At 44.2% G+C, this 21,344-nt stretch carries 13 protein-coding genes; 3 read left to right on the forward strand and 10 right to left on the reverse strand.

Going from position 1 to position 21,344, the window contains the following annotated elements; genetic code table 11:
• Positions 1-281 precede the first annotated feature (281 nt).
• Positions 282-8,159: an SdrD B-like domain-containing protein gene (locus QZZ55_RS04215; protein ID WP_293265652.1), complete on the forward strand. Its 7,878-nt coding sequence runs from the start codon at positions 282-284 to the stop codon at positions 8,157-8,159.
• On the forward strand, positions 8,159-12,286 hold the full coding sequence (locus tag QZZ55_RS04220; protein ID WP_293265654.1) for an OmpA family protein: 4,128 nt from the start codon (positions 8,159-8,161) through the stop codon (positions 12,284-12,286). The genes QZZ55_RS04215 and QZZ55_RS04220 overlap by 1 nt, the downstream gene beginning before the upstream one ends.
• A gap of 129 nt (positions 12,287-12,415) precedes the next feature.
• Here QZZ55_RS04220 and QZZ55_RS04225 read toward each other — a convergent pair whose 3' ends face one another.
• The 5 genes from QZZ55_RS04225 to QZZ55_RS04245 form a co-directional block, all read right to left on the reverse strand.
• On the reverse strand, positions 12,416-13,021 hold the full coding sequence (locus QZZ55_RS04225) for a Yip1 family protein (RefSeq protein WP_293265656.1): 606 nt from the start codon (positions 13,019-13,021) through the stop codon (positions 12,416-12,418).
• Between the two features lie 132 nt (positions 13,022-13,153).
• Complete coding sequence (gene cyoE / locus QZZ55_RS04230) at positions 13,154-14,083, reverse strand: heme o synthase (protein ID WP_293265658.1); 930 nt, start codon at positions 14,081-14,083, stop codon at positions 13,154-13,156.
• Positions 14,070-15,119, reverse strand: a complete 1,050-nt coding sequence (locus tag QZZ55_RS04235) for a COX15/CtaA family protein (RefSeq protein WP_293265660.1) — start codon at positions 15,117-15,119, stop codon at positions 14,070-14,072. The genes cyoE and QZZ55_RS04235 overlap by 14 nt, the downstream gene beginning before the upstream one ends.
• Before the next feature lie 21 nt (positions 15,120-15,140).
• Complete coding sequence (locus QZZ55_RS04240) at positions 15,141-15,629, reverse strand: hypothetical protein (protein ID WP_293265662.1); 489 nt, start codon at positions 15,627-15,629, stop codon at positions 15,141-15,143.
• Positions 15,626-16,360, reverse strand: a complete 735-nt coding sequence (locus QZZ55_RS04245; protein WP_293265664.1) for an SURF1 family protein — start codon at positions 16,358-16,360, stop codon at positions 15,626-15,628. Before QZZ55_RS04245 ends, QZZ55_RS04240 begins: the two co-directional genes overlap by 4 nt.
• Here QZZ55_RS04245 and QZZ55_RS04250 point away from each other — a divergent pair.
• Positions 16,359-16,565, forward strand: a complete 207-nt coding sequence (locus QZZ55_RS04250; RefSeq protein ID WP_293265666.1) for a DUF2909 family protein — start codon at positions 16,359-16,361, stop codon at positions 16,563-16,565. The two genes, QZZ55_RS04245 and QZZ55_RS04250, sit on opposite strands and share 2 nt — an antisense overlap.
• Positions 16,566-16,580: 15 nt before the next feature.
• Here QZZ55_RS04250 and QZZ55_RS04255 read toward each other — a convergent pair whose 3' ends face one another.
• The 5 genes from QZZ55_RS04255 to QZZ55_RS04275 all read right to left on the reverse strand — a co-directional run bounded on the left by QZZ55_RS04255 (position 16,581) and on the right by QZZ55_RS04275 (position 21,310).
• Entirely contained in the window at positions 16,581-17,462 is an 882-nt protein-coding gene (locus QZZ55_RS04255; RefSeq protein ID WP_293265668.1) for a cytochrome c oxidase subunit 3, read from the reverse strand.
• Entirely contained in the window at positions 17,459-18,061 is a 603-nt protein-coding gene (locus QZZ55_RS04260; protein ID WP_293265670.1) for a cytochrome c oxidase assembly protein, read from the reverse strand. Before QZZ55_RS04260 ends, QZZ55_RS04255 begins: the two co-directional genes overlap by 4 nt.
• Positions 18,062-18,069: 8 nt before the next feature.
• Complete coding sequence (ctaD, locus tag QZZ55_RS04265; protein ID WP_293265692.1) at positions 18,070-19,650, reverse strand: cytochrome c oxidase subunit I; 1,581 nt, start codon at positions 19,648-19,650, stop codon at positions 18,070-18,072.
• Between the two features lie 10 nt (positions 19,651-19,660).
• Positions 19,661-20,785 (reverse strand): cytochrome c oxidase subunit II, encoded by a 1,125-nt coding sequence (coxB, locus tag QZZ55_RS04270; protein ID WP_293265672.1) that lies wholly within the window; start codon positions 20,783-20,785, stop codon positions 19,661-19,663.
• Between the two features lie 315 nt (positions 20,786-21,100).
• Positions 21,101-21,310, reverse strand: a complete 210-nt coding sequence (locus QZZ55_RS04275) for a DUF2970 domain-containing protein (protein ID WP_293265674.1) — start codon at positions 21,308-21,310, stop codon at positions 21,101-21,103.
• Positions 21,311-21,344: the final 34 nt, after the last annotated feature.

A 21,344-nucleotide genomic window follows, 5' to 3' on the forward strand; every position in this document is an offset into this window, starting at 1 on the left:
ATTTGCTTACTTCTAAATAAGTGTCTCTAATTTCTATCGATACTTAATTATCTAATTAATGAATGTCTCTAATCTGCATCTATATCCATTCTGTGTCGCTAATTGTCTACGTTAATTAGTGTAAATATCTTACTAATTTTCTTATGATTTTTTTTTTAGCTGCTACGCTTAATTAAATTTTTATTCTTGAATATCCATGTTGGGCACTGTGGTTTGTTTGTTTATGATAATAAGCAGCGAATAGTGGCTTCCACCTGTGATAATAAATTGGAATGCCTTCTGTGAAAAATATTATTCGTTTTCTAACGTTGCTGCTTATCTGTTTTTCTGGGATAACCCTCGCGGCTGTTGATTTATTAGTGTCAGACTTGAATGATTCTGGAAGTGATCCAGGTATTCGAGGTGGAAATATAAGCTATTCGGTTACAACAAATAACTTAGGAATAGATGCCGCCACAAATAGCGTGCTCGTATTTCCTATGCCTTCGGATAGTGCTTTTAATGCAGCGGCATCCTCTGCTGAATGTGCCTTTCAAGCTAACTATGATCATGATAGTGGTGGTATCCCAGATTTTGATGCTGTTGTTTGTGACCTTGGGACATTAGCGGGTGGTAATGGGGCAATAACAAAGAATGTTGTTATTGTTTATTCGGGTGCTGCTAGCTCGATAAACGTTGCAGCGTGGGCAACAGGTGATGGTGATGTTTACACGCCTGTCAATACGAGCAGTAGTCCAGATGGGGGAACGAATAATAAAGAAACCCAGAATACGAGTATTAATAACGGAGCTGATTTAGCTATTATAGATGGCCCTTCTTTGGTGTCTTCTGCGACAACATCTGGAGATAACTCAGTTGTTATTGGCGGAGGGGATGTTAGTTATGATGTGTACGTTAAAAATTTAGGGTTAGATGACGTTACCGATGCAAAGGTTGTCGTTACCTTATCGGCTGTAATGACATATACAAGTGTGACAACAGCGAATGGTTGGTCATGCTCACATGCTGGTGCCGATGGTAATGGACGAGGTGGCGTTCTCACGTGTATACGAGGTGCCTTGGCTAAAAATTCATCTTCATCTCATTTTATATTTAAAGGCAGTGTTACAGGGGCAAGTAATGGTAACGTGCCTTCTGCATTTGCGGTTAGCTCTGCGCTGACTACTGACCCTGATAGCAACAACGATGCGACGCAAGTAGACGTTACTATTGCTCCAGGGACGGATGTCGCTGTCACAACCAACAGCGCTTCGTATACAGTAACAGCGGGAGGTACAGCTACCGTTATACTGCGTCCTAGAAATCACGGCCCGTCAGCTTCTGCAGCTACAACAGTGACCACGTCACTCCCTTCAGGATTTAGTAATATAGTTGCCGCTGGAGCGGGTTGGAGTTGCGGTGCGGTTGGTGGTGATGTGACGTGTACTCGCCCGAGTACATATAGTATTGCTGCAACAGATGATATCACCGTAACAGCTGATGTTCCGCTTGATTTAACTACGCTTGGAGTGTTGTGTGCTGCGAACCCTAATGGTAGTTATTCATGTGCTAACTTGCCTGCTGAAATTACAACCACAACAGCCGAAGCAACAGAACGACAAGCTAATAATGCCGTGACCTATGATATTGATATCACTCCTTTTGGGCTTGATTTAGAAGTGACTTCTAAAAACATTACTCCTGACTTGCCCGTCGCAGCTGGTGATACCTTAACAAGCACGATACGAGTGAAAAATAATGGCCCGCTTGATGCGCCAGCAGGAAGCGTTGGTGCTGTTGATAATTTAGATGTAAATGAGTTTTACAGTGCTGCTGCAACAGCAGTAGCTAATGGCGCAAATGGCTGGACATGTGCTGGTACCGATGGAGTAACGGGTAATGTTACTTGTAGTTATGCAAATGCGCTAAATGTAGGCGCAACCGCGCCTAGCTTAGTTATTATATCGACGAGTAACCCTGCTTCAGGCGATGTGCTTATAAACAATCAGGCATGCTCTAGCTATGATGGCACAGTGAGGGACCCTGATGATGTCGGAGACTTTGATGCCACTAATAATTGTAAATCTGACACGGTAAATGTAACAGAGTTGGTTGTTAATTCACCCGATTTAAGCGTCGATATAACAAATGTAAATGCGGGTGGAGATAACAACTCGACCCTCAATAATAATGAAGATTCAATCGTCTTTACCATAGCTGTGGATAACCTTTCAGCAGCTATAGATACTGATAATGCACAACTTCGCTTTGATATGGGTAACATTTATTTTACTCGAACAAGCCCCGTGTCAGCGACGGCCGTTACTGTTAATGGTGTGGCGTTAGGCGTTACCTTTACTGAAGGTACTGTGGATTGGGTATGTTCGGGTACATCAAGCGTAGTATGTAACCAAACGGCGGGAACATTTTCTGATGGTGATGGCGTTGCAACATTTTTAGTGCAAGCAACAAGGCCTTTGAAAGATGGTAATGGCTTAGAAGTGGTAGCAACTGTTAGGTCTACAACGCAGGGAGATAGTGATACGGCTAATAACCGCGATACTGATTTAGTCACCATTAATGCTGAAACAGATATTCGAGTGACGAAAACTATTAGCCCAAGTTTAATAGAGGCCGGTGCTTTTAGTACCTTTACTGTTGAAGTGGCCAATATAGGGCCGTCAGCGGCTGCAAATGTTGTATTAACAGATACATTTACTATTCCTGTAAATGATACAGGTTTTACGGTCGATACGATTACCGTTACAGGTGGCTGTGCCATTGCTGGTGCAATGAGTAATGGGTCTGTACATAACGCTGCTGGTGCTGTTTCGGGTACCTGTACTTGGGCGGCCATTCCTGCAGGGACAAGTTATACCGTTAAATATAAAGTGCGGCCAAACTTTATGGTGGGTGATCCAGCGAGAGTACTCATTAATGATGCTTGGGCTGCAATAGATACCTGGGAAATAAATGATGCAAATGGTGATGGGAATGGAGAAATAGCCGTAGGGGGAGCTTTAGCCTCATCGGTTGATACTAATAACCGTGCGGATGCTACTTTGAACGTTGCCGCCTCTTCGGTTGAACTCACCATCGAGAACAGTGACTCACCATCTCCTATTGGGCCTGACCCATTAGGATGGGATATGGCAAGCGGAGGTGATAGCTCAAGTAATGATGTTATTTATGAAATCAAAGTAACTAACTTCAATGGCCCTTCTTTAGCAACAAAAGTACAGTTCACTCATGAAATGACTCCTCCAGAAGGGAAGCGCGCCGTTTTTTTATGTGACGATAGCGTTGATGGAAGCTGCGCTGAAGGCGCTGGTATTTGTAGTTTGGCAGGCCGCCAAACGATTACAGGTACTGCTGGAGGCGCATCATTAACTACCACATGCAAACTAGAAGATGACGGTATTACTAATGGGCAGCTGGATGTTAATGATGACTATTTCCACTATTTAAAATATCGCTTTATCGATACGCCTTTAGCTGGTGTCACCGATACATACAGAACAGTGGCGACAGTATCGGCTAATGAAATTGATCCTGTTAACAATGTAGAAAATGAAAATACCAATGTTAGGGTTAAAGTAGATTTAGCCGTCACTAAAAACGCTTCTAAGGCAAACATACAAGTAACAGAGCCTTTTAACTGGGCCATTAGAGTGACTAACCAAGGCCCTGGGCCTGCTTATAAGGCATTTTTGTTTGATACTCTTCCCGCGAACATGAGTCTTGATGGCAATGCGACATGGGTTAAGGATAGCGACGGGTCAACGGGTACGTGTGCCGTAGCTGGGCAAGCGCTGACCTGTGATTTTGGTGTTGGTGATGCGTTAGCCAGCAGTGATTTTGTTGATGTTTCGGTTCCCGTGAAAGTTAGCCAAGCGGGTAATTATCAAAACTGTGCAACTGCTTATACAGGACCTGACTCAACAGGCACAACAGGGCTAACGGGGGTTGATCCTGTACCATCTGATAACGTTAATATTTGCGATACAGTGACTGCTCAAAAATCATCAATTGCGGGTACAGTCTTTACCGATTTCAATGATGATGGTACTCAAGCTGGAAGTGATACAGGAATTACGGGCGTTCAAGTTCGTCTAACAGGGACGGATGCATTTTCTCAATTGGTCGATATCACGAAAACAACAAATGCGAGTGGCGATTATATTTTCGACAATATCGCTGCCAGTAACGTTGATGGCTATACCATTACAGAGACCACTCAACCGGCAGGTTTCGCTGATGGTTTGGATAATAAAGGCGGCGCTACTGGCACGAACCTAGTTACGGGAAGTCGTGCTAGTGATGTTATTACCACCGTTGTTTTGGCCACAAATGAAACCCTCACGGGCTATGATTTTGCAGAAATTCCTGTCCCATCAATATCAGGCTTGGTATGGGTCGATGTTAATAACGATGGCGTATTAGATGGTGATGAATCACTTCGAATTGCTGGAGTAAGGATTGGTTTAACTGGCACAAACAGCAACGGTGATTCAATAGATTTAGAACAGCTTACTGATGCTAATGGTCAGTATAGCTTTATTAATTTATTACCAAGTAATGCTTCTGGCTACACGGTTACTGAAAAGGCTCAGCCTGTACTATGGCAAGATGGGCAAGAGTCAAAAGGGACCGTTGCCGGTAGTGCTACAGGCCTTGTTGGAATAGAAAAATTCTCAAAAGTTGTATTAGCGGTAGGCCAGTCGGGTATTGATTATAACTTTGGTGAGTTGGGTGGGAGCCTGGCAGGCAATGTCTATAGAGATGGGAATGACAATGGTCTCATTGATGGTGCTGGGGAGACGGGTGTTACTGGTACATCGTTAGTACTGACGGGACTTGATGACGCTGCCAATGTGATCAATCGTGTGGCTACGACGGATGCCAATGGAGAATACATTTTCACAGGGTTGCCAAAGTCTGATACGACAGGCTACAGCATTACTGAGACTCAACCTGCAGGGCTATTTGATGGTAAGGATACTGATGGCTCAATAGGTGGCGGTGATGCCGCGACTGTAAATGATGTGATCAGTCATGTTGTCTTGAATGCCGGAGTGAATGGTATTGATTACAACTTTGGTGAAGGTGGAACCATTCCTCAGCCTTCTTCCAGCATCACTGGAACTGTTTATATTGATCATGATAAGAATGGCCTCAAGGGGGCTGATGAACCGGGGCTTGAAGGTGTCACTCTTACACTAACGGGAGCTGATAAAACAGGTAAACCGGTGAACGTTGTTGTTCAGACTGATAGGAATGGCTTCTATCTATTTGACAATATTGATCCTGATGATGGTAATGGCTATACCATCACCGAAGCACATCCAGCAGGTTATACAGATGGTCAAGAAAGTGTTGGAGGTGTTGTAGAAGAAGGCAGTCGTCAAACGGACCTAATAGCAATATTGAGTCTTCCTGCTGGGTCTGCATTAACGGGTTATGATTTTGGTGAGGAAGCTGAAGTACCTGCGACCACGTCTTCAATTTCTGGAACAGTCTACGTTGATGGAAATGACAATGGTCTTCAAGAAACCGAAGAGGCTGGTATAGAAGGCGTTACGCTGATGCTAATAGGAACCGATAATAGTGGGAATCCTATAAACGTCACAACGATGACAGATGAGAAAGGGGACTATGTTTTTGACAATGTCTCTCCTGATGACGGCAAAGGGTATGTTGTCAGGCAAACACATCCTACTGACTATGCAGATGGTAAGGAAAGTAAAGTAGGTGTGGTTGATGAAAACAGTAAACTGACAGATGCATTTACACTGATTAGTCTTCCAGCAGGTACGGCACTTAGTGATTATGATTTTGGCGAATTAGAAAAACCGCTAACTCCTACGTCTGGTTTACAAGGTTTTGTGTATGCAGATACCAGCGATAGTGGCAGAAACAATGGCCAGAAAGATGCGGGTGAGCAGGGTATTCCAAATATAACGGTTACTCTTTCGGGTATGACCAATGATGGCGTAGATATTTGCTCTATAAGCAACTGTACGCAAAAGACATCAGCAACGGGGTATTTCAACTTTGAGGGTATTGTTCCAGGTACCTATGCACTTGTCGAAACGCATGCTGACTTACCGTTGGCAGCAGATGGTTCAATGCTTTATTTAGATGGTAAAGAAACCGCAGGAGAGGCGGGTGGTTCTGTAAATGGTGATACGTTTGGTAGCCAAGCGTACCAAAATACCATTGCTCAAATTGTTGTAACAGCAGAACTAATTGAAAGCGCTAAAGGTATTATTGATATCTACTTATTTGGCGAACTTGATTCTGAAACCTTGGGCTTAGTGCCTCCTATTATCAATGGCTATGTATACCTTGATCGAGAGGGCGTGCGCGTTCGCCCAACAGACGGATCCTTAGAGGGGCAAGGTAATTGGACGGCAGTATTAGCTCAAAATGGAAATACGATATGTCAGGTAACAACCAATGCAAATGGCTTTTATCAGTTTGATAATTTGAACTGCCCTGGCTATGAAGCAGGGTTGCCTTTAGGTTCAGATTTTTCAATTACATTTACTAAAGAAGGAAACACGTTAGCGACCGAAGCTATTTCTGGAGGCAGTGCGGGTCAGGTCTCACGTAATGTGATAACAGGCATTACGCTTGAGTCTGGTGATTATATTACCGAACAAAATCTACCGCTGGATCCTTCTGGGGTGGTTTATGATGCGGTAACGAGGGAGCCTGTTTCGGGTGCTGAAGTTACAATACAAGGGCCTGCTGGATTTGATCCTGTAACTCATTTGGTTGGAGGTATTGGCACTCAAGTTACGGGTAGTGATGGGTTGTATTCTTTCTTTTTACAAAATGGGTTTCCTTCAGGTGTTTATACACTGGAGGTAACACAATATCCAAATGGTTATATTCCTGCTCCTTCTGTTTTGATCCCTGCCTGTTTAGCAGGTACCAATGGTGTACCGCTTAATGTTGGTGGTGCTATCACTCCTGGCTTAGTGCAAGCGAGTGATAGTGCGCCTGCCTTGGGTATACCGTTACATAATCCTAGTGCATGTGAAGGTATGATTCCGGGGGGAAGTAACAGTACGCAGTATTATTTCGGTTTTGTTATAACTAATGGTATTTCAGCCCCCATTTTGAAAAACCATATCCCTATTGATCCTATAGTGGCATCAAGTGGTTCAATTGTTATGAGCAAAACAACGCCGCTAAAAGATGTGCGTCGTGGTGAGCTTGTTCCATATACATTGACTGTAAAAAACACTGCAGACGTGGTGCTGAATAATCTACTGATTCGAGACCAACTACCCGTAGGGTTTAAATATGTAAAAAGCTCTGCAACCATAAATGGCACAGTTCAAGAGCCTATTGTTGAAGGCCGCCAATTAACCTGGGCTGTAGCTCGCTTAAACATAGGTGAAGAACAAGTCATCACGCTAACTGCGATTGTAGGATCAGGGGTTAGCGAAGGTGACTATGTTAATCAAACATGGACGGCAGACAGTGTAACAAGCACTACGGTATCTAATATCGCGTCGGCTACAGTGCGCTTAGTGCCAGACCCTCTGTTCGATTGCTCTGATCTAATCGGTAAGGTGTTTGATGATCAAAATATAAACGGGTACCAAGATGATGGGGAGCCTGGTTTAGCTGGAGTTCGTGTGGCTACCCCTCGTGGATTACTCATTTCCACCGATGAGTACGGTCGTTTTCATGTCGCCTGCGCAGATGTGCCAAATGAAATACATGGCTCAAACTTCATTCTTAAACTTGATGAGCGAACATTGCCTTCGGGGTATCGCGTTACAACTGAAAATCCACGTGTGGTGCGCTTGACCCGCGGCAAGCTGGCCAAGCTTAACTTTGGTGCAGGTTTGCATCGGGTGCTCCGTCTAGATATAGATCACACTGCATTTAAAGACAGCGCTCTTACGCGTGTTGCTGATAAGCAGTTAGTCGATTTGCTGACGGAACTACAGAAACAACCTACACAAATACGGTTGAGTTATGCGCTGCAACCTGAAGAAGATAAAACAGAAGCTAAACAAAGAATGCACGTTTTTTCTGATGTATTAACCAAACTTTGGCAAGAGTGTGACTGTGCCAATTATGCTTTGACTATTGAGCAGGAACTGTTTGCTCGTGATGGCGCTTTAACGACGAAGTTTATAACAGGGAAGGCTAAATAATGAATCGCTCTATTTTATGGTTAATGGTATCGACAGCTATGGCTGGGTTGTCTACTAATGTAGTTGCTGAACAGTCCTGCCCTGTTGGTAAAAAACAAACGGATTGTGAACATCCACAATGGCGTGAGCAATCTGCAATGTCCGATGACAGTCGGGTATTAATTGCTAAGGTGGCTGAGAATGCTGAACGTATTTTGCCTAAAGCATCCGTAACTCTGTGGGCATTACCGCCTGTGCCGCAGACCCGTTCGCAAGTTTATGCTAAAGACGAGTTAAGAGCCGTTGAGTTAGATCTGTCCACACCAGCGAACTTTAACTCTGCTAACGCGGATCTTCATCCCGATATGATTAAGCGTATATCAGGTTTGGTTGACCAGCTAAAAAATAAGAGAGGTTTAAAGTTAAGCTTTGAGGGACATACCGATAACCAAGGATTGTCTGTCAGGACGCAGCGGTGGTTTAAAGATAATCAAAACTTATCTGAGGCGCGGGCTAAAGCGGTTGCTGATTATTTTCAGAAGGCTTTAGATTTGTCTGATGATGTTATTAGTATTAGCGGCAAGGGAGATACACAGCCAGTTGCAAGTAATGCATCGCCTGCAGGAATGAAGAAAAATCGCCGGGTTGAAATGACGATTTGGTATGACGATGTGGCACAACCTCCTAGAAAGAATGTGTCCGCATCAATGAGCCGCCAATTAATCTGTTCGGGTGATGTGCAACCTGTGGCAAAGAAAGTAGGTGGATTCGCCGTTAGTATAGATGGTCAACCTGTGGGTAGTGATGCGAAGGATAATGAGGATTCGCAGCGTTGTACTGATGTGGCCTTAGCGGGTACTAATATCCGATTGCAGTATGACAATCTTGCAGCAAAACCATTACTAGATGTTAGCGCGTGGCAAGCGACAGCAATGGTAAATGAAACAGTACAGTTTCAAGCGTATAGCAATTATCTTGCATGGATTGGTCGTGCAGAAGTTCGGGTTTTTGATCAGAGTAATTCTTCTTATGGAGCGCCGTTCGCAATCGTTCCTCTCAATGAAGCGCTGGCCGGGGAGTGGGAAGTGCCAGTAGGTGCTCCTCGCTCAATGCAATATAAACTTCGTGTTTATGATGCGAAAGGTCGATTTGATGAAACGACGAATCTACCACTTACCCGGGTGGATGAGCATAATGTTGTCGATGATGACGTACTGAAACCTCAGCAAAGTGAGCATGTAGCTTATGGTAATACTCGTTTAGCGCAGCAAAATATATCGGTTGTTGGTGGTTCTGTGACAGTTCATGGAAACGCGGTTCCTGCGGGGCATAGGATTGTGTTGATGGGGCAGCAAATACCTGTAGATGCTAGTGGTAGATTTGTTGCACAGCAAATTGTTCCTAGGGGGCGTCATACAATAGAAGTTGCTGCATTAGATGAGCAGAGCAATGGCACTTTATTTTGGCGAGATATTGAATTTAAAAAGGATGATTGGTTTTACGTCGGCATGGTTGATATCACTGCTGGCCGTTATCGTGCGAAGGGTGCTGCACAAGAAGTGACGAATGACTATCATCTTGATAACAGCTCTTTTGTTGATGGGCGGTTAGCTTTTTATACCAAAGGAAAGTGGCGAGATAAGTACACAGTAACTGCTAGTGCAGATACCCGTGAGCAACGCTTTCGTGATCTTTTTTCCACTTTCATGGATAAAGACCCGCGCAGTTTGTTACGACGGTTGGATGATACGACGTACTATCCTGTTTATGGTGATGACAGCACTATTATTGAAGATGCGCCAACGCAAGGGAAGTTTTACGCCAAAATTGAAGATAAGCGCTCCCACGCTATGTGGGGTAACTTCAAAATAGTGCAACAAGAAACGGATTTAGCTCAAATTAATCGCGGCTTATATGGTGCGGTTATTGATTGGAATAGCGAACACTTTACATCAGATAGCGAAAGTAAAACCCAAATTAATGTGTTCGCTGCAGAGCCTGGAACACAGAGCGCTGCTGAGGAATTTAGAGCGACAGGAGGGTCTCTTTACTACCTTGCTCATCAAGATATTGTTACTGGATCTGAACGTGTACAAGTAGAAGTACGTGATAAAGACTCAGGTCTTGTGCTGAGTGTGAATAATCTGGTTGCTGGCCAAGATTACCAAGAAGATGCGATTCAAGGGCGAATTGTATTAACGCGTCCTTTGCCATCTACTGCAAATGACAGTGCGTTAGTTAGAGCAGGAAACTATGCAGGTCATCCTGTTTTCTTAGTGGTGAACTATGAATATGTTGGTAGTTTAACTGATTTTAGTAATCTTGCTGCGGGTGGGCGAGCAACACATTGGTTGAATGATTCGCTTCGTTTAGGTGTGTCAGGATCACATCAAAAAACAGCAAATAATGATCAAGATCTTCAGGGTGTTGATGTGCTCTTTAGGAAAACCCCCGAAACGTACTTGCGTTTTGAAGCAGCAAGGACCAAAGGTCCGGGTATTAGCAGTAACAGTTCTATTGATGGTGGTTATAACTTCACTTCAACCGGACTAAATACAGCTAATGATAAGTCTGCAAATGCTTACCAGCTGGAAAGCGGATTTCGTTTAAATGATATTGGTTTTGAAACTAATGGTGTGGGTCATGTGTATTTTCGACGTCGTCAAGATGGGTTCTCAGCGCCTGGACAACTTACCAATTATGACACCAATCAATGGGGTGCCAATATTGCATTCCCATTGACTGAACATGACGAAATGAATGTTGAATATGATGTTACCAAGCAGAGTGAAGGTGTTGATACAGAGACGACAGAAATTGGAGTTCGGCATGAGCTCAACGATGATTGGACTATAAGTGCAGGCCTCCGAAATGAAAGTCGACAAGATAATACGGGCAAGTCAGCTAGCAATGCAGACGGTGATCGAACTGATTTGGCAGTTCAGGCTGATTATGGGCTCAATCAGGATTTAGGTATTTATGGTTTTGTACAAGGTACGTTAGAGCGAACAGGTGACCGTAAAAGAAATAATCGTGGAGGGATAGGTGGTCATTATCAAATTAATGACCGCTTGGGTATAAACAGTGAAGTTTCTGAGGGTGATGGTGGGTTCGGTGCTTTAGTGGGAACGGACTATCGAATGACTGATAGAACGACTACCTATTTAAATTATGCTTTAGACCCTGATAATGCTAATAGTGGTATTGGCAATCGACAAGGAAAGTTAGTATCGGGGGTGCGTAACCGCTTTTCTGATTGGGTGAGTGTATATGGCGAAGAGCATTACCTGCACGGTGATAATGGTGATGGCTTAACTCATGCTTATGGCGTTGACTTAACACCCAATGAGTCCTGGAATTTTGGGCTTGCATTTGAAAGTGGTGAAATTGAAACGGATACAAGCGTAACAAAGCGCCATGCTGCGAGTGTGGCAGTGAACTACGCTAACGAAGATGTTAAATACGGTGGGAATTTGGAGTTTCGTCGTGATGATACAGACAGTAAACGACGAGACAGTTGGTTAACGCGTAATCATTTAACATACCAAGTTGATCCAGATTGGCGTCTGCGGTTGCAGTTGGATCTTGCGTTTAGTGATAGCGATGAGGGAAACTTTTATGATGCAGATTATTTAGAAGCACTTATTGGTTATGCTTATCGCCCTGTGAGCAATGATAAATTGAATACATTGTTTGAGTATAAATATTTATCTGACCAAGCACCTTCCAACCAGTTTACCGCTGGGGGACAGCAAAACGAGTTTGAACAGCGAAGCCATATATTTTCCGTTGATGGTATTTATGATTTAACACCACGTTGGTCAATTGGTGGGAAGTATGCAGTGCGCCTTGGCGAATTACGAGCTGGGCGGGGAGAAGGTGAATGGTTTAAAAGTACCGCTCAGTTAGCCATTGGACGTATAGACTGGCATGTCGTGAAGCACTGGGATGCTTTGGCTGAGATCCGCATTCTTGATGTGAAAGAGGCGAAAGATACACGCTCTGGTGCTCTGCTTGCTGCATATAGACATTTTGGTGACAACATGAAAGCGGGTGTGGGCTACAACTTCACAGACTTTTCGGATGATCTAACCGATTTGAATTATGATAGTCGAGGCGTGTTTATCAACGTGATCGGTAAGTGGTAATTTATCGTCAACGCTTATGCCGTTAATAAATGACTAAGATACATAAAAACCTGGATACTTATGAAGTATCCAGGTTTTTTATTGGGGTATGCGTTGTTATATACAAATCAGCCCTATGTCATGTGTGATCTAGCCTGAAATATAATTAAGTGGTATGACTGTGCTCCAAAGGATGACAGTAGTGACCATTAACCCCACGAGTACACATAAGCCCACAGTGAGTACTGATGACGCAAATAAGAAAGCGCGATCTTCAGATATTTGCATGATGATGGGAACGCCAGTATAGAGAAGGTAGATGCTGTAGGTCAGCGCTGCTAACACCACCATAACGTTTAACCATAGCATTGGATAAAGCCCTGCAAGGCCAGCAAGAAACATCGGTGTAGCTGTGAAAGTGGTTAAGAGCAGGCAGTCTTCATAAGCCGCTTCTCCACCGTAGGTTTTTTCCATCCAGCGTATGGCATAAGCGATGAGGCCAACGGAAATCCACATAGCAAAGTAAAAAGCGACGGCGGCCATCATCGCACTAGATGTTTGTAATTTAACAAACTCACCTCCGGTGATGCTCCAACCTATTTGTGTGGTACCTATAAACAGCGATATCGCGGGTATAGCTGCCAATATACTGATTTGCGCCATGAACACATGCGTTGCAGAATAGTGTTCGTTTTTTATCACCCCCCACTCAGTTTTTGGGTGGTATAGGATGCCCATCATATGTTGAATAAACATGTGTACTCTCCCTTATGGCGCTATCGCCCCCCTGGGTGACACGCCTATCAGTTGCGTTTTCTAAATTGCTGTTTCCTTTATTACTACTCAGGAATTTTTGATCCTTAAAATTCTATTTGGTGCCCGTTATCATCATGAAAAAAATGCATAGTAGTGGTCAATAAGTAATACAACGAATAGCATCATGATGTAGGTAATGCTGTATTTGAACATGCCCATGGCTACTTTTTTATCGTCGCTGTTGTATACCCACCAAGCCCATTGCATAAAGCGTAAGTTAAGTGCAACGACGCCTATGAGGTATAGTTCTCCGCTCATTTTAGTTAGATAAGGAAACGCGGTAGTGGCGACCATCAATAGGGTATAGAGAATGATTTGTAGCTTGGTAAAGGCTTCTCCATGGGTGACGGGAAGCATTGGAACGTCAGCTTTTTGATAGTCTGCTTTGCGTGCAATACATAAAGCCCAGAAATGCGGAGGAGTCCACGCAAAGATGATTAGCATCAATAATAGGCTGTTGGGTTCTAGTGACCCTGTCACAGCAACCCAGCCTAATAAGGGGGGGGCTGCTCCTGCGACACCGCCAATCACAATATTTTGTGGCGTAGCACGCTTGAGCCACATTGAGTAAATCACTGCATATCCAATGAGCGAGGCCAGTGTGAGCCACGCGGTTAGCACGTTAATAAAAATAACGAGCGAAGCAATTCCTATGATCCCAATAACAGCAGCAAATAATAGGGCTTGCTGGTGGGTTATTTTCCCCTGTGGAAGGGGACGGTGGCGTGTTCTTGCCATTTTTTCATCAATTCGACTATCAACAACGTGATTAACTGCGGCGGCTGAACATGAAGCAAGCCCTATACCACTGAGCCCCCAGAACAACGTGCTAAAGGCGGGTAGTTCTGGAACGGCTAAGCACATTCCGACCAGCGCTGTTAACAGCATCACAGCTACTACTTTTAATTTGCAAAGGCCTAAATAGTCTCGCCAATGTGAAGCTGCTTCAGCGCTGGGTGAATGAGAACTATGGTTAATATGCTCTAAATTAGAGTGCTGCATGAGTGACCCCTTTTGAGAATCGAGTGCTGCGTTGGTAAAGCCACAGCATGGCAAGTAATAAGCCTACGGCTCCAGCATGATGTGCGGTTGCTAATGGTAATGGGACAGCCCAGATGACGTTGGCCACGCCAAGGCCTGCTTGTGATATTGCCAGGATCAAAACTAATTGAATAGGGCGTTTAAAAGCGCTGGAAACTTTGTATAGATTCCATCCAAGCCACAGCAAGTAGCAAATCAATAGCAAGGCCATGGCTCGATGCGTCATTTGAATGGCGGCACGGGCTTCTAATGGTAATAGTCCGCCTTCGTAGTTGGCTTCAAGGTCAGTCGATAGCTCAAAACCACGCGAAAAATCCAGAGCTATATTTGTTTCTTGATGACAAACTATCCAGTCAGGGCATGCCCAGCCAGCATAGTTGGCGCTGGTCCAGCCCCCGAGTGCGAGCTGGCAAAAAAGAAGCACAACGCCGATTATAATTTTCATTCGAATAGCAGAAAATGATAACTGTGGTAACGGTTTATTAGAGGGTGACGTTGGTTGGGTTGTATAAATGCTTTTTAAGTGGAGTTTGGCACGGAACATAAATAAAAGTGTAAGTGTGAGTAGGCCACCAAGTAGGTGTAAGGTAACAATGGGGGGGAGAAGCTTTAACGTGACCGTCCACATACCAAACAGTGCTTGCAGGGTAACTAAAATTAACAAAGACGTGGGAAGGTACCCCAAAGAAAGTCCTATTTTGCGGGCTTTATAGCTTATTACGGCGATGGCCAATATCAGTAAACCTAATGTACCTGCTGCATAACGATGAGTCATTTCTAGCCAGCCTTTGTAGGTATCAATTGGCTGGCCGGGGAATGAGGCTTGTAATTGCTGTAGTTGTGAAGGCTCGTTTGGTAGTACGAGTGTTCCGTAGCATCCCGGCCAATCTGGACAGCCTAACCCAGCATAATTTATACGAGTCCAGCCACCGAGCAATATAACCACAAGGGCAAGTAATAAAGCTGAGTTGACTAGAATCCATAAACTACGTTGCATAAACTACGCTCCGGTTGTTCGTTAACCTATTCGTGAAACCTTTAATAACCGCTTTAGATCTTTTAGTAAGTCTTTAGGCGTTTGCTTTAATGAGTATTGCAAAACTAAATTTCCATTGGGGTCTGCTAACCAAATGACATTTTCATCTGGTATTAATTGAGCATTGTTGAGTGCGTTTTTATTTGAGTTTTCAGCAACCAAAGACCAGATGACTCTGTCTTTGTCTTTACCCAGTGCTTGATTCACTTGTGGCAGTTGTTGTTGCCAGAAGGCGCAACGTTCAATGCAGGGTGCCTTACTGATAAGGAGTAATTGCCATTGACCATTAGCGTCCCGCTTTTCGCCTGTTGGGTCTATCAGTTCCCAGTCGCTTAATGTCACCCCTGGAGGTAATAGTTCACCTCGTTGGCTGCTACTTGAGGGTGAGAATCCACTGAAGTAAAGGAAAACGGCTAAAAGCATAGGGCCCGCGCCAAATAGCCAGATAAGCCAGAAACTAAGACGATTCATGCCAACTTCTCCTTATTAGTGAGCATTTTTTTAGCGAGTGCAGCACTACAAATTAACCATGCCGCTGCTAATCCATACCATTGAACGGCATAGCCAGTATGGCGTTGCGGAGGCAAAACAACAGGCTCCCAGGTGAGCGTGAGTTCGGGAATGACTTGCTTTGTTGGACGGTACAGCCATTCAGAAACAGGTGTGTTGAGCGCAGCCGATATTTTTTTCAAATCAAGGTGCTGAATTCGTTTGGGCCACCCTTGGGCCCAATGGTCTTCGCCAAGCATTAAAGGAGTAGAAGGTTTGTCAGCATAAGCAACTATGCTAGGTATTACGTTGGGAAGAGAGAAAGCCGGAAGGGTGCGTCTATCAGGCCCTGCGGCTAACCAGCCTAAGCTGATGAGCTGGCTTTTTTGATTATGGGCTATTAAGGCTGCGATTACTTCATACCCTGCTTGTCCTTGCCAAGTGCGGTTATCTAGTAGGAAGTAGCGGCTACTTAGCGTGCCACTGAGTTCAACTTTATCAAACAAATGAATAGTGGAGCTGCTGGCTTTTTTAGTTTCCCCGTGAGAGAACTGTAACAAAAGCTGTTCTTTTTCTGCGGCTCTGTGTAGTTGCCAGTTGCCTAAAAAAATGAGTAACGAGCAGATAAGCACAGCCTGCAGAGTAAGAATCCACTTGAATAGATTTCGCTGCCGGTCTTTACTATTAATGTATCCGCATTGGAGGTTACTCATGATTAAGTTCCTACTTCTGCTACTATTTATTGGGGCCGTTGTTAGTTTATTTGGTGGCCTGTTCTTCCTTGTTCGGGACCGAGGTTCCTCGCGTCGCATCGTTTACTCTTTGTACTTACGAGTTTTGTTTTGTGTCTTGTTGTTAATCCTTCTTGTGTACGGTTTTTTTAGTGGTCAACTAGTCTCCCATGCACCGTGGCTTTAGTTAGAGTGCTGATACTCAAAAAACGTATACGAATAAAAATAAACCTACCCACACAACATCGACAAAGTGCCAATACCAAGCGACAGCTTCGTATCCAAAGTGGCTGTCGGGTGTAAAATGCCCCTTCAGTACTCTTATCCATATAATAATCAGCATTAACGTTCCTAGCGTGACATGTAAGCCATGAAAGCCAGTCAGGATGAAAAAGGTAGCGCCATAAATTCCAGATTCCAGAGTAAGTCCAAGCTCTTGATAAGCCTCGATATATTCGCTGGCTTGAAAGAACAGGAAGATGACTCCTAAAACGACAGTTAAGCCGTGCCAGAGAATGATGGCTGAGCGACGTTCTGCTTTTAAAGCGTGATGCGCCAGTGTAATAGTGAAGCTGGATGAGATAAGAATAGCGGTATTAATGAGTGGTAAATGCCAAGGGTCGATGACTGCACGGGCACCTGGAAATTGTTCCATGTCAGGTGTGGTAAGTAATGGCCATTGAGCTTCAAATCCTTGCCATAGCATATTACTGACACCTTTTTCGCCTTCACCACCTAGCCATGGCACGGCGAGTGTGCGGACATAAAAAAGGGCACCAAAAAAGGCTACAAAAAACATGATTTCTGAAAAAATAAACCAACTCATACCCCAGCGAAAAGAGAGGTCTGCCTGAGGGCTGAATTTTCCATCCATGCCTTCATTTATAACATGCCTAAACCAGCCGATAAGTATTAAGCTCATCATAAAAGCACCCGCTAAGAGTAAAAGTAAACCCGTGTCTCCCGTTTGTGTTTTGAGTCCGTTAATTAGAGTGCCAGCACCATAAGCCAACAAGAATAGAGCAATGGAGGCAAATATTGGCCAGCGACTTTGCGCGGGCACATAGTATGTTTCATGGCTCATAATGTGTTCCTCCCTATGCTATTAGGTTTAGAGGGGTTAGGCGAAGTGCTGGTTTCAGCTACTTGTGTCGTGGTGATATCAAAGAGTGTGTAGGATAAAGTGACCGTGCTTATGTGGTCTGGCAGTTTAGGGTCAATCACAAATACTAGGGGCATCTCTCGAGTTTCTAAACTGTCCAGTGGTTGCCTATCAAAACAAAAACAATTTACTTTATGCAGGTACTGCGCGGCTTCAGAGGGAGATACCGAAGGAATAGCCTGAGCAACCATTCTTTGTGCTGTTGGGTTATGAGCCAGATAAGCCGCATGCTTACTTTCACCAGGGTATACCGTTACTACGGGGGAGAGTGCTCGAAATGCCCATGGCATAGATTCATTATTAACAGCAATCATCTGTACACGAACACTTCTATTCTTATCACTACCCTCTGGTACAACGGGGCCAGTGTTAGTCACCTTGCCGTTTAGCCCGGTTATACGACAGAAAACATCGTACAGTGGGACTAATGCAAAGCCAAAACCAAACATTAATACGCAGCTAAATAACAGAGTGCGAACGATGGATCGGTTCTTTTGCTGTGCTGAGTCTATGGGTTTCATAAGTGCACCTACTTCACTTCAGGTGGTGTCGTAAAAGTGTGGTAGGGGGCTGGCGAAGGAACTGTCCACTCTAGACCCGTGGGCTCATCCCATACTTCTGATGTGGCTGGGCTGCCTCCGCGTATTGTTTTTATGATGAGAACGAGAAAAATTAGTTGTGAAAAGCCAAAGATGAATGCACCGATAGAGGCGATCATATTGAAGTCTGCAAACTGTAGTGCGTAATCAGGTATTCGGCGTGGCATTCCTGCTAAGCCGATAAAGTGCATGGGGAAAAATGTAAGGTTAACTCCAACAAAGCTGCACCAGAAATGCACTTTGCCCATTGTTTCTGGGTAATAATGTCCAGTCCATTTAGGTAGCCAGTAATACACACCTGCCATAATGGCAAATACGGCCCCAGGAACTAAAACGTAATGAAAATGGGCAACGACAAAGTAGGTATCATGATACTGGAAGTCAGCAGGAGCAATGGCCAGCATTAATCCGGAAAACCCTCCAATAGTGAACAGCACCACAAATGCGATAGCAAATAGCATGGGTGTTTCAAAGGTCATTGAACCTCTGAACATAGTAGCAACCCAGTTGAAAACTTTAACCCCGGTTGGAACAGCGATCAACATAGTTGCGTACATAAAGAATAGCTCTCCCATTAAAGGCAGGCCGACCGTGAACATATGATGAGCCCAAACGATAAACGAGAGAAACGCGATAGATGATGTGGCATAAACCATGGAGCTATAGCCAAATAGCCGCTTACGGGCAAAGGTAGGGATTATTTCGCTCACAATCCCAAAAGCTGGCAAAATCATAATATAAACTTCAGGGTGCCCAAAGAACCAAAATACGTGCTGAAATAGTACCGGGTCACCACCACCTGCCGCATTGAAGAAGCTGGTGCCAAAGTGAATATCCATTAGCATCATGGTAACAACACCCGCCAGTACAGGCATCACTGCAATAAGTAAGAAAGCTGTGATTAACCACGTCCATACAAATAGAGGAAGTTTCATCATTGTCATGCCGGGGGCGCGCATATTCAAAATAGTCGCAATGATATTAATAGCCCCCATAATGGAACTAATTCCCATCATATGGACGGCAAAAATAAAGTAAGTAACACTTGGAGGTGCATAAGTCGTTGAAAGAGGGGCATAAAATGTCCAACCAAAATTAGGTGCTCCACCGTCCATAAAAAGAGTGCTGAGCATCATGGCAAAGGCAAATGGAAGAATCCAAAAGCTCCAATTGTTCATGCGTGGGAGTGCCATATCGGGTGCGCCGACCATCATAGGAAGCATCCAATTAGCCAAGCCAACAAAGGCGGGCATAACAGCACCGAACACCATGATAAGACCGTGCATGGTAGTCATTTGGTTAAAAAAGTCGGGTTGTATCAACTGCAGACCTGGCTGGAATAATTCTGCTCGTATCATCAGTGCCATGCAGCCACCGGTTAGAAACATAGCAAAACTGAACCATAAATAGAGGGTGCCAATATCTTTATGATTAGTGGTGTAAAACCAGCGACTGATACCTGCTGCTGGGCCATGATGCTCTGTATGTTCAACCTTTGTTATGGTATTCATCATCAGCCTCCTATTGCTTTGCAGCTACTTTGAGTTCATCGATGGTGGCAGGTTCTACCTTATCACCCGTATTATTACCCCATGCATTACGCTCATATGTTATGACAGCAGCAAGATCAACGGCACTGAGTTGCTCGCGGAATGCTTGCATAGCGGACCCTGTTTTACCGTTTAGCACAATATCGATATGTTGATTGATGTCTCCGATTGCTATTGGGCTCGCTTTTAAACCTGGGAACACATTCGCGATACCTTCTCCATTGACCTGATGACAAGCCGCGCAAGTTGTTTTATACACTGCTTCACCTTTAGCCATCAGTTCTTCCATGCTGATGCTTTGTTTAGCTAATGCCACTTCTTGCGCTTTCATGTTTTTTTGTTGTGTGACCCAGAGCTCATATTCTGCTTGCGGGCGGACATCCACGACGATAGGCATAAATCCATGGTTTTTTCCGCACAGTTCAGTGCACTGACCTCGATATATTCCGGGTTCGGGGACGTTAGTCCACGATTCATTAATAAAGCCGGGGATAGCGTCTTTCTTAACCGCGAAATCAGGAACCCACCAGCTGTGGATAACATCGACTGAAGTAATTAAAAAACGCACTTTTTTCCCAGCAGGTATGACAAGAGGGTTATCGACTTCAAGAAGGTAGTGCTCGCCTTTTTCTTCTTGGTTATTAATTTGTTCAAGGGGGGTTGTCGTGTTTGAGAAAAAGTCGATATCTTCGCCAAGGTATTGATAACGCCATTTCCATTGATAGCCTGTAACCTGAATATCTATGTCGGCATCAGAAGGGTCGTACATTTTTACTAATGTGGCCGTTGCAGGAATGGCCATAGCAATGAGAATAGCAAACGGGACAAGTGTCCAGATGATCTCAACTAAGGTGTTTTCATGGAAGTGATGAGCTTGCGCCCCACGTGATTTGCGATGATGGAATATTGACCAGAACATCACGCCAAACACAACGACGCCGATGGCTACGCATATCCAGAAAATAATCATATGCAAATCGAAGACAGAGTGACTGATTTCAGTCACGCCTCGAGGCATATTGAGTGCCCACTCCGCGCGGGCATACGAAACGCTACTTACTGATATAAGTAACGTTATCAATCTAGTCACTTTCATCACAGGTTCCCCTTTTCGGGAGTAGTCCTGTTTGAAATCTGTCCACTAGGGGCGCTGTAAACAACGTTTTGGCGGTAATATTTTACATAGTCTCAGCCGTTAACGCTGTAACTTCTGCAACGTCGGTAGTGACGGGTTTCAATCAGGTTTTATGACCCGAACTCCATCCCATCTTTTGTTATTATCCGTCCGTTTGTGAAGCTAAGTATAGCAGTGGAATATTGATGTAAGTCAATAAAATAAATACTTAATTTTTTTTTAGGTGTGAAAATGCTGCTAAATATGGGGTAAAAGTAGTTATTATGCTGCTAACATTCATTCGGCACCAGCGATTGAAAGTGCCCATCTAGTTAGTAGGATGACCGCCACAATAAACACGATTAAAGCAATTATACCCAGTAGAATGAAAGGCCAAAGGCTCCCTTTAGTGAAGTCTCGTTCTCGATTTTGCTCTGATTGGACACCAAATATGGCAGCAATAATACTTAAGATCATCTGCCAAAGTGTAGGGTGTTGGTTCGACATGGATAACCTCCATTCGTGCATTAAACCACTAACG

Source organism: Neptunomonas sp., from assembly GCF_016744175.1.
Classification (GTDB): Bacteria; Pseudomonadota; Gammaproteobacteria; order Pseudomonadales; family Balneatricaceae; genus Neptunomonas.

Bases quoted from the DNA above. Each gene is read 5' to 3' on its own strand.
- QZZ55_RS04220 (WP_293265654.1), top strand. From the start codon at position 8,159: ATGAATCGCTCTATTTTATGGTTAATGGTATCGACAGCTATGGCTGGG.
- QZZ55_RS04225 (WP_293265656.1), bottom strand. From the start codon at position 13,021: ATGTTTATTCAACATATGATGGGCATCCTATACCACCCAAAAACTGAG.
- cyoE (WP_293265658.1), bottom strand. From the start codon at position 14,083: ATGCAGCACTCTAATTTAGAGCATATTAACCATAGTTCTCATTCACCC.
- QZZ55_RS04235 (WP_293265660.1), bottom strand. From the start codon at position 15,119: ATGCAACGTAGTTTATGGATTCTAGTCAACTCAGCTTTATTACTTGCC.
- QZZ55_RS04240 (WP_293265662.1), bottom strand. From the start codon at position 15,629: ATGAATCGTCTTAGTTTCTGGCTTATCTGGCTATTTGGCGCGGGCCCT.
- QZZ55_RS04250 (WP_293265666.1), top strand. From the start codon at position 16,359: ATGATTAAGTTCCTACTTCTGCTACTATTTATTGGGGCCGTTGTTAGT.
- QZZ55_RS04245 (WP_293265664.1), bottom strand. From the start codon at position 16,360: ATGAGTAACCTCCAATGCGGATACATTAATAGTAAAGACCGGCAGCGA.
- QZZ55_RS04255 (WP_293265668.1), bottom strand. From the start codon at position 17,462: ATGAGCCATGAAACATACTATGTGCCCGCGCAAAGTCGCTGGCCAATA.
- QZZ55_RS04260 (WP_293265670.1), bottom strand. From the start codon at position 18,061: ATGAAACCCATAGACTCAGCACAGCAAAAGAACCGATCCATCGTTCGC.
- ctaD (WP_293265692.1), bottom strand. From the start codon at position 19,650: ATGAATACCATAACAAAGGTTGAACATACAGAGCATCATGGCCCAGCA.
- coxB (WP_293265672.1), bottom strand. From the start codon at position 20,785: ATGAAAGTGACTAGATTGATAACGTTACTTATATCAGTAAGTAGCGTT.
- QZZ55_RS04275 (WP_293265674.1), bottom strand. From the start codon at position 21,310: ATGTCGAACCAACACCCTACACTTTGGCAGATGATCTTAAGTATTATT.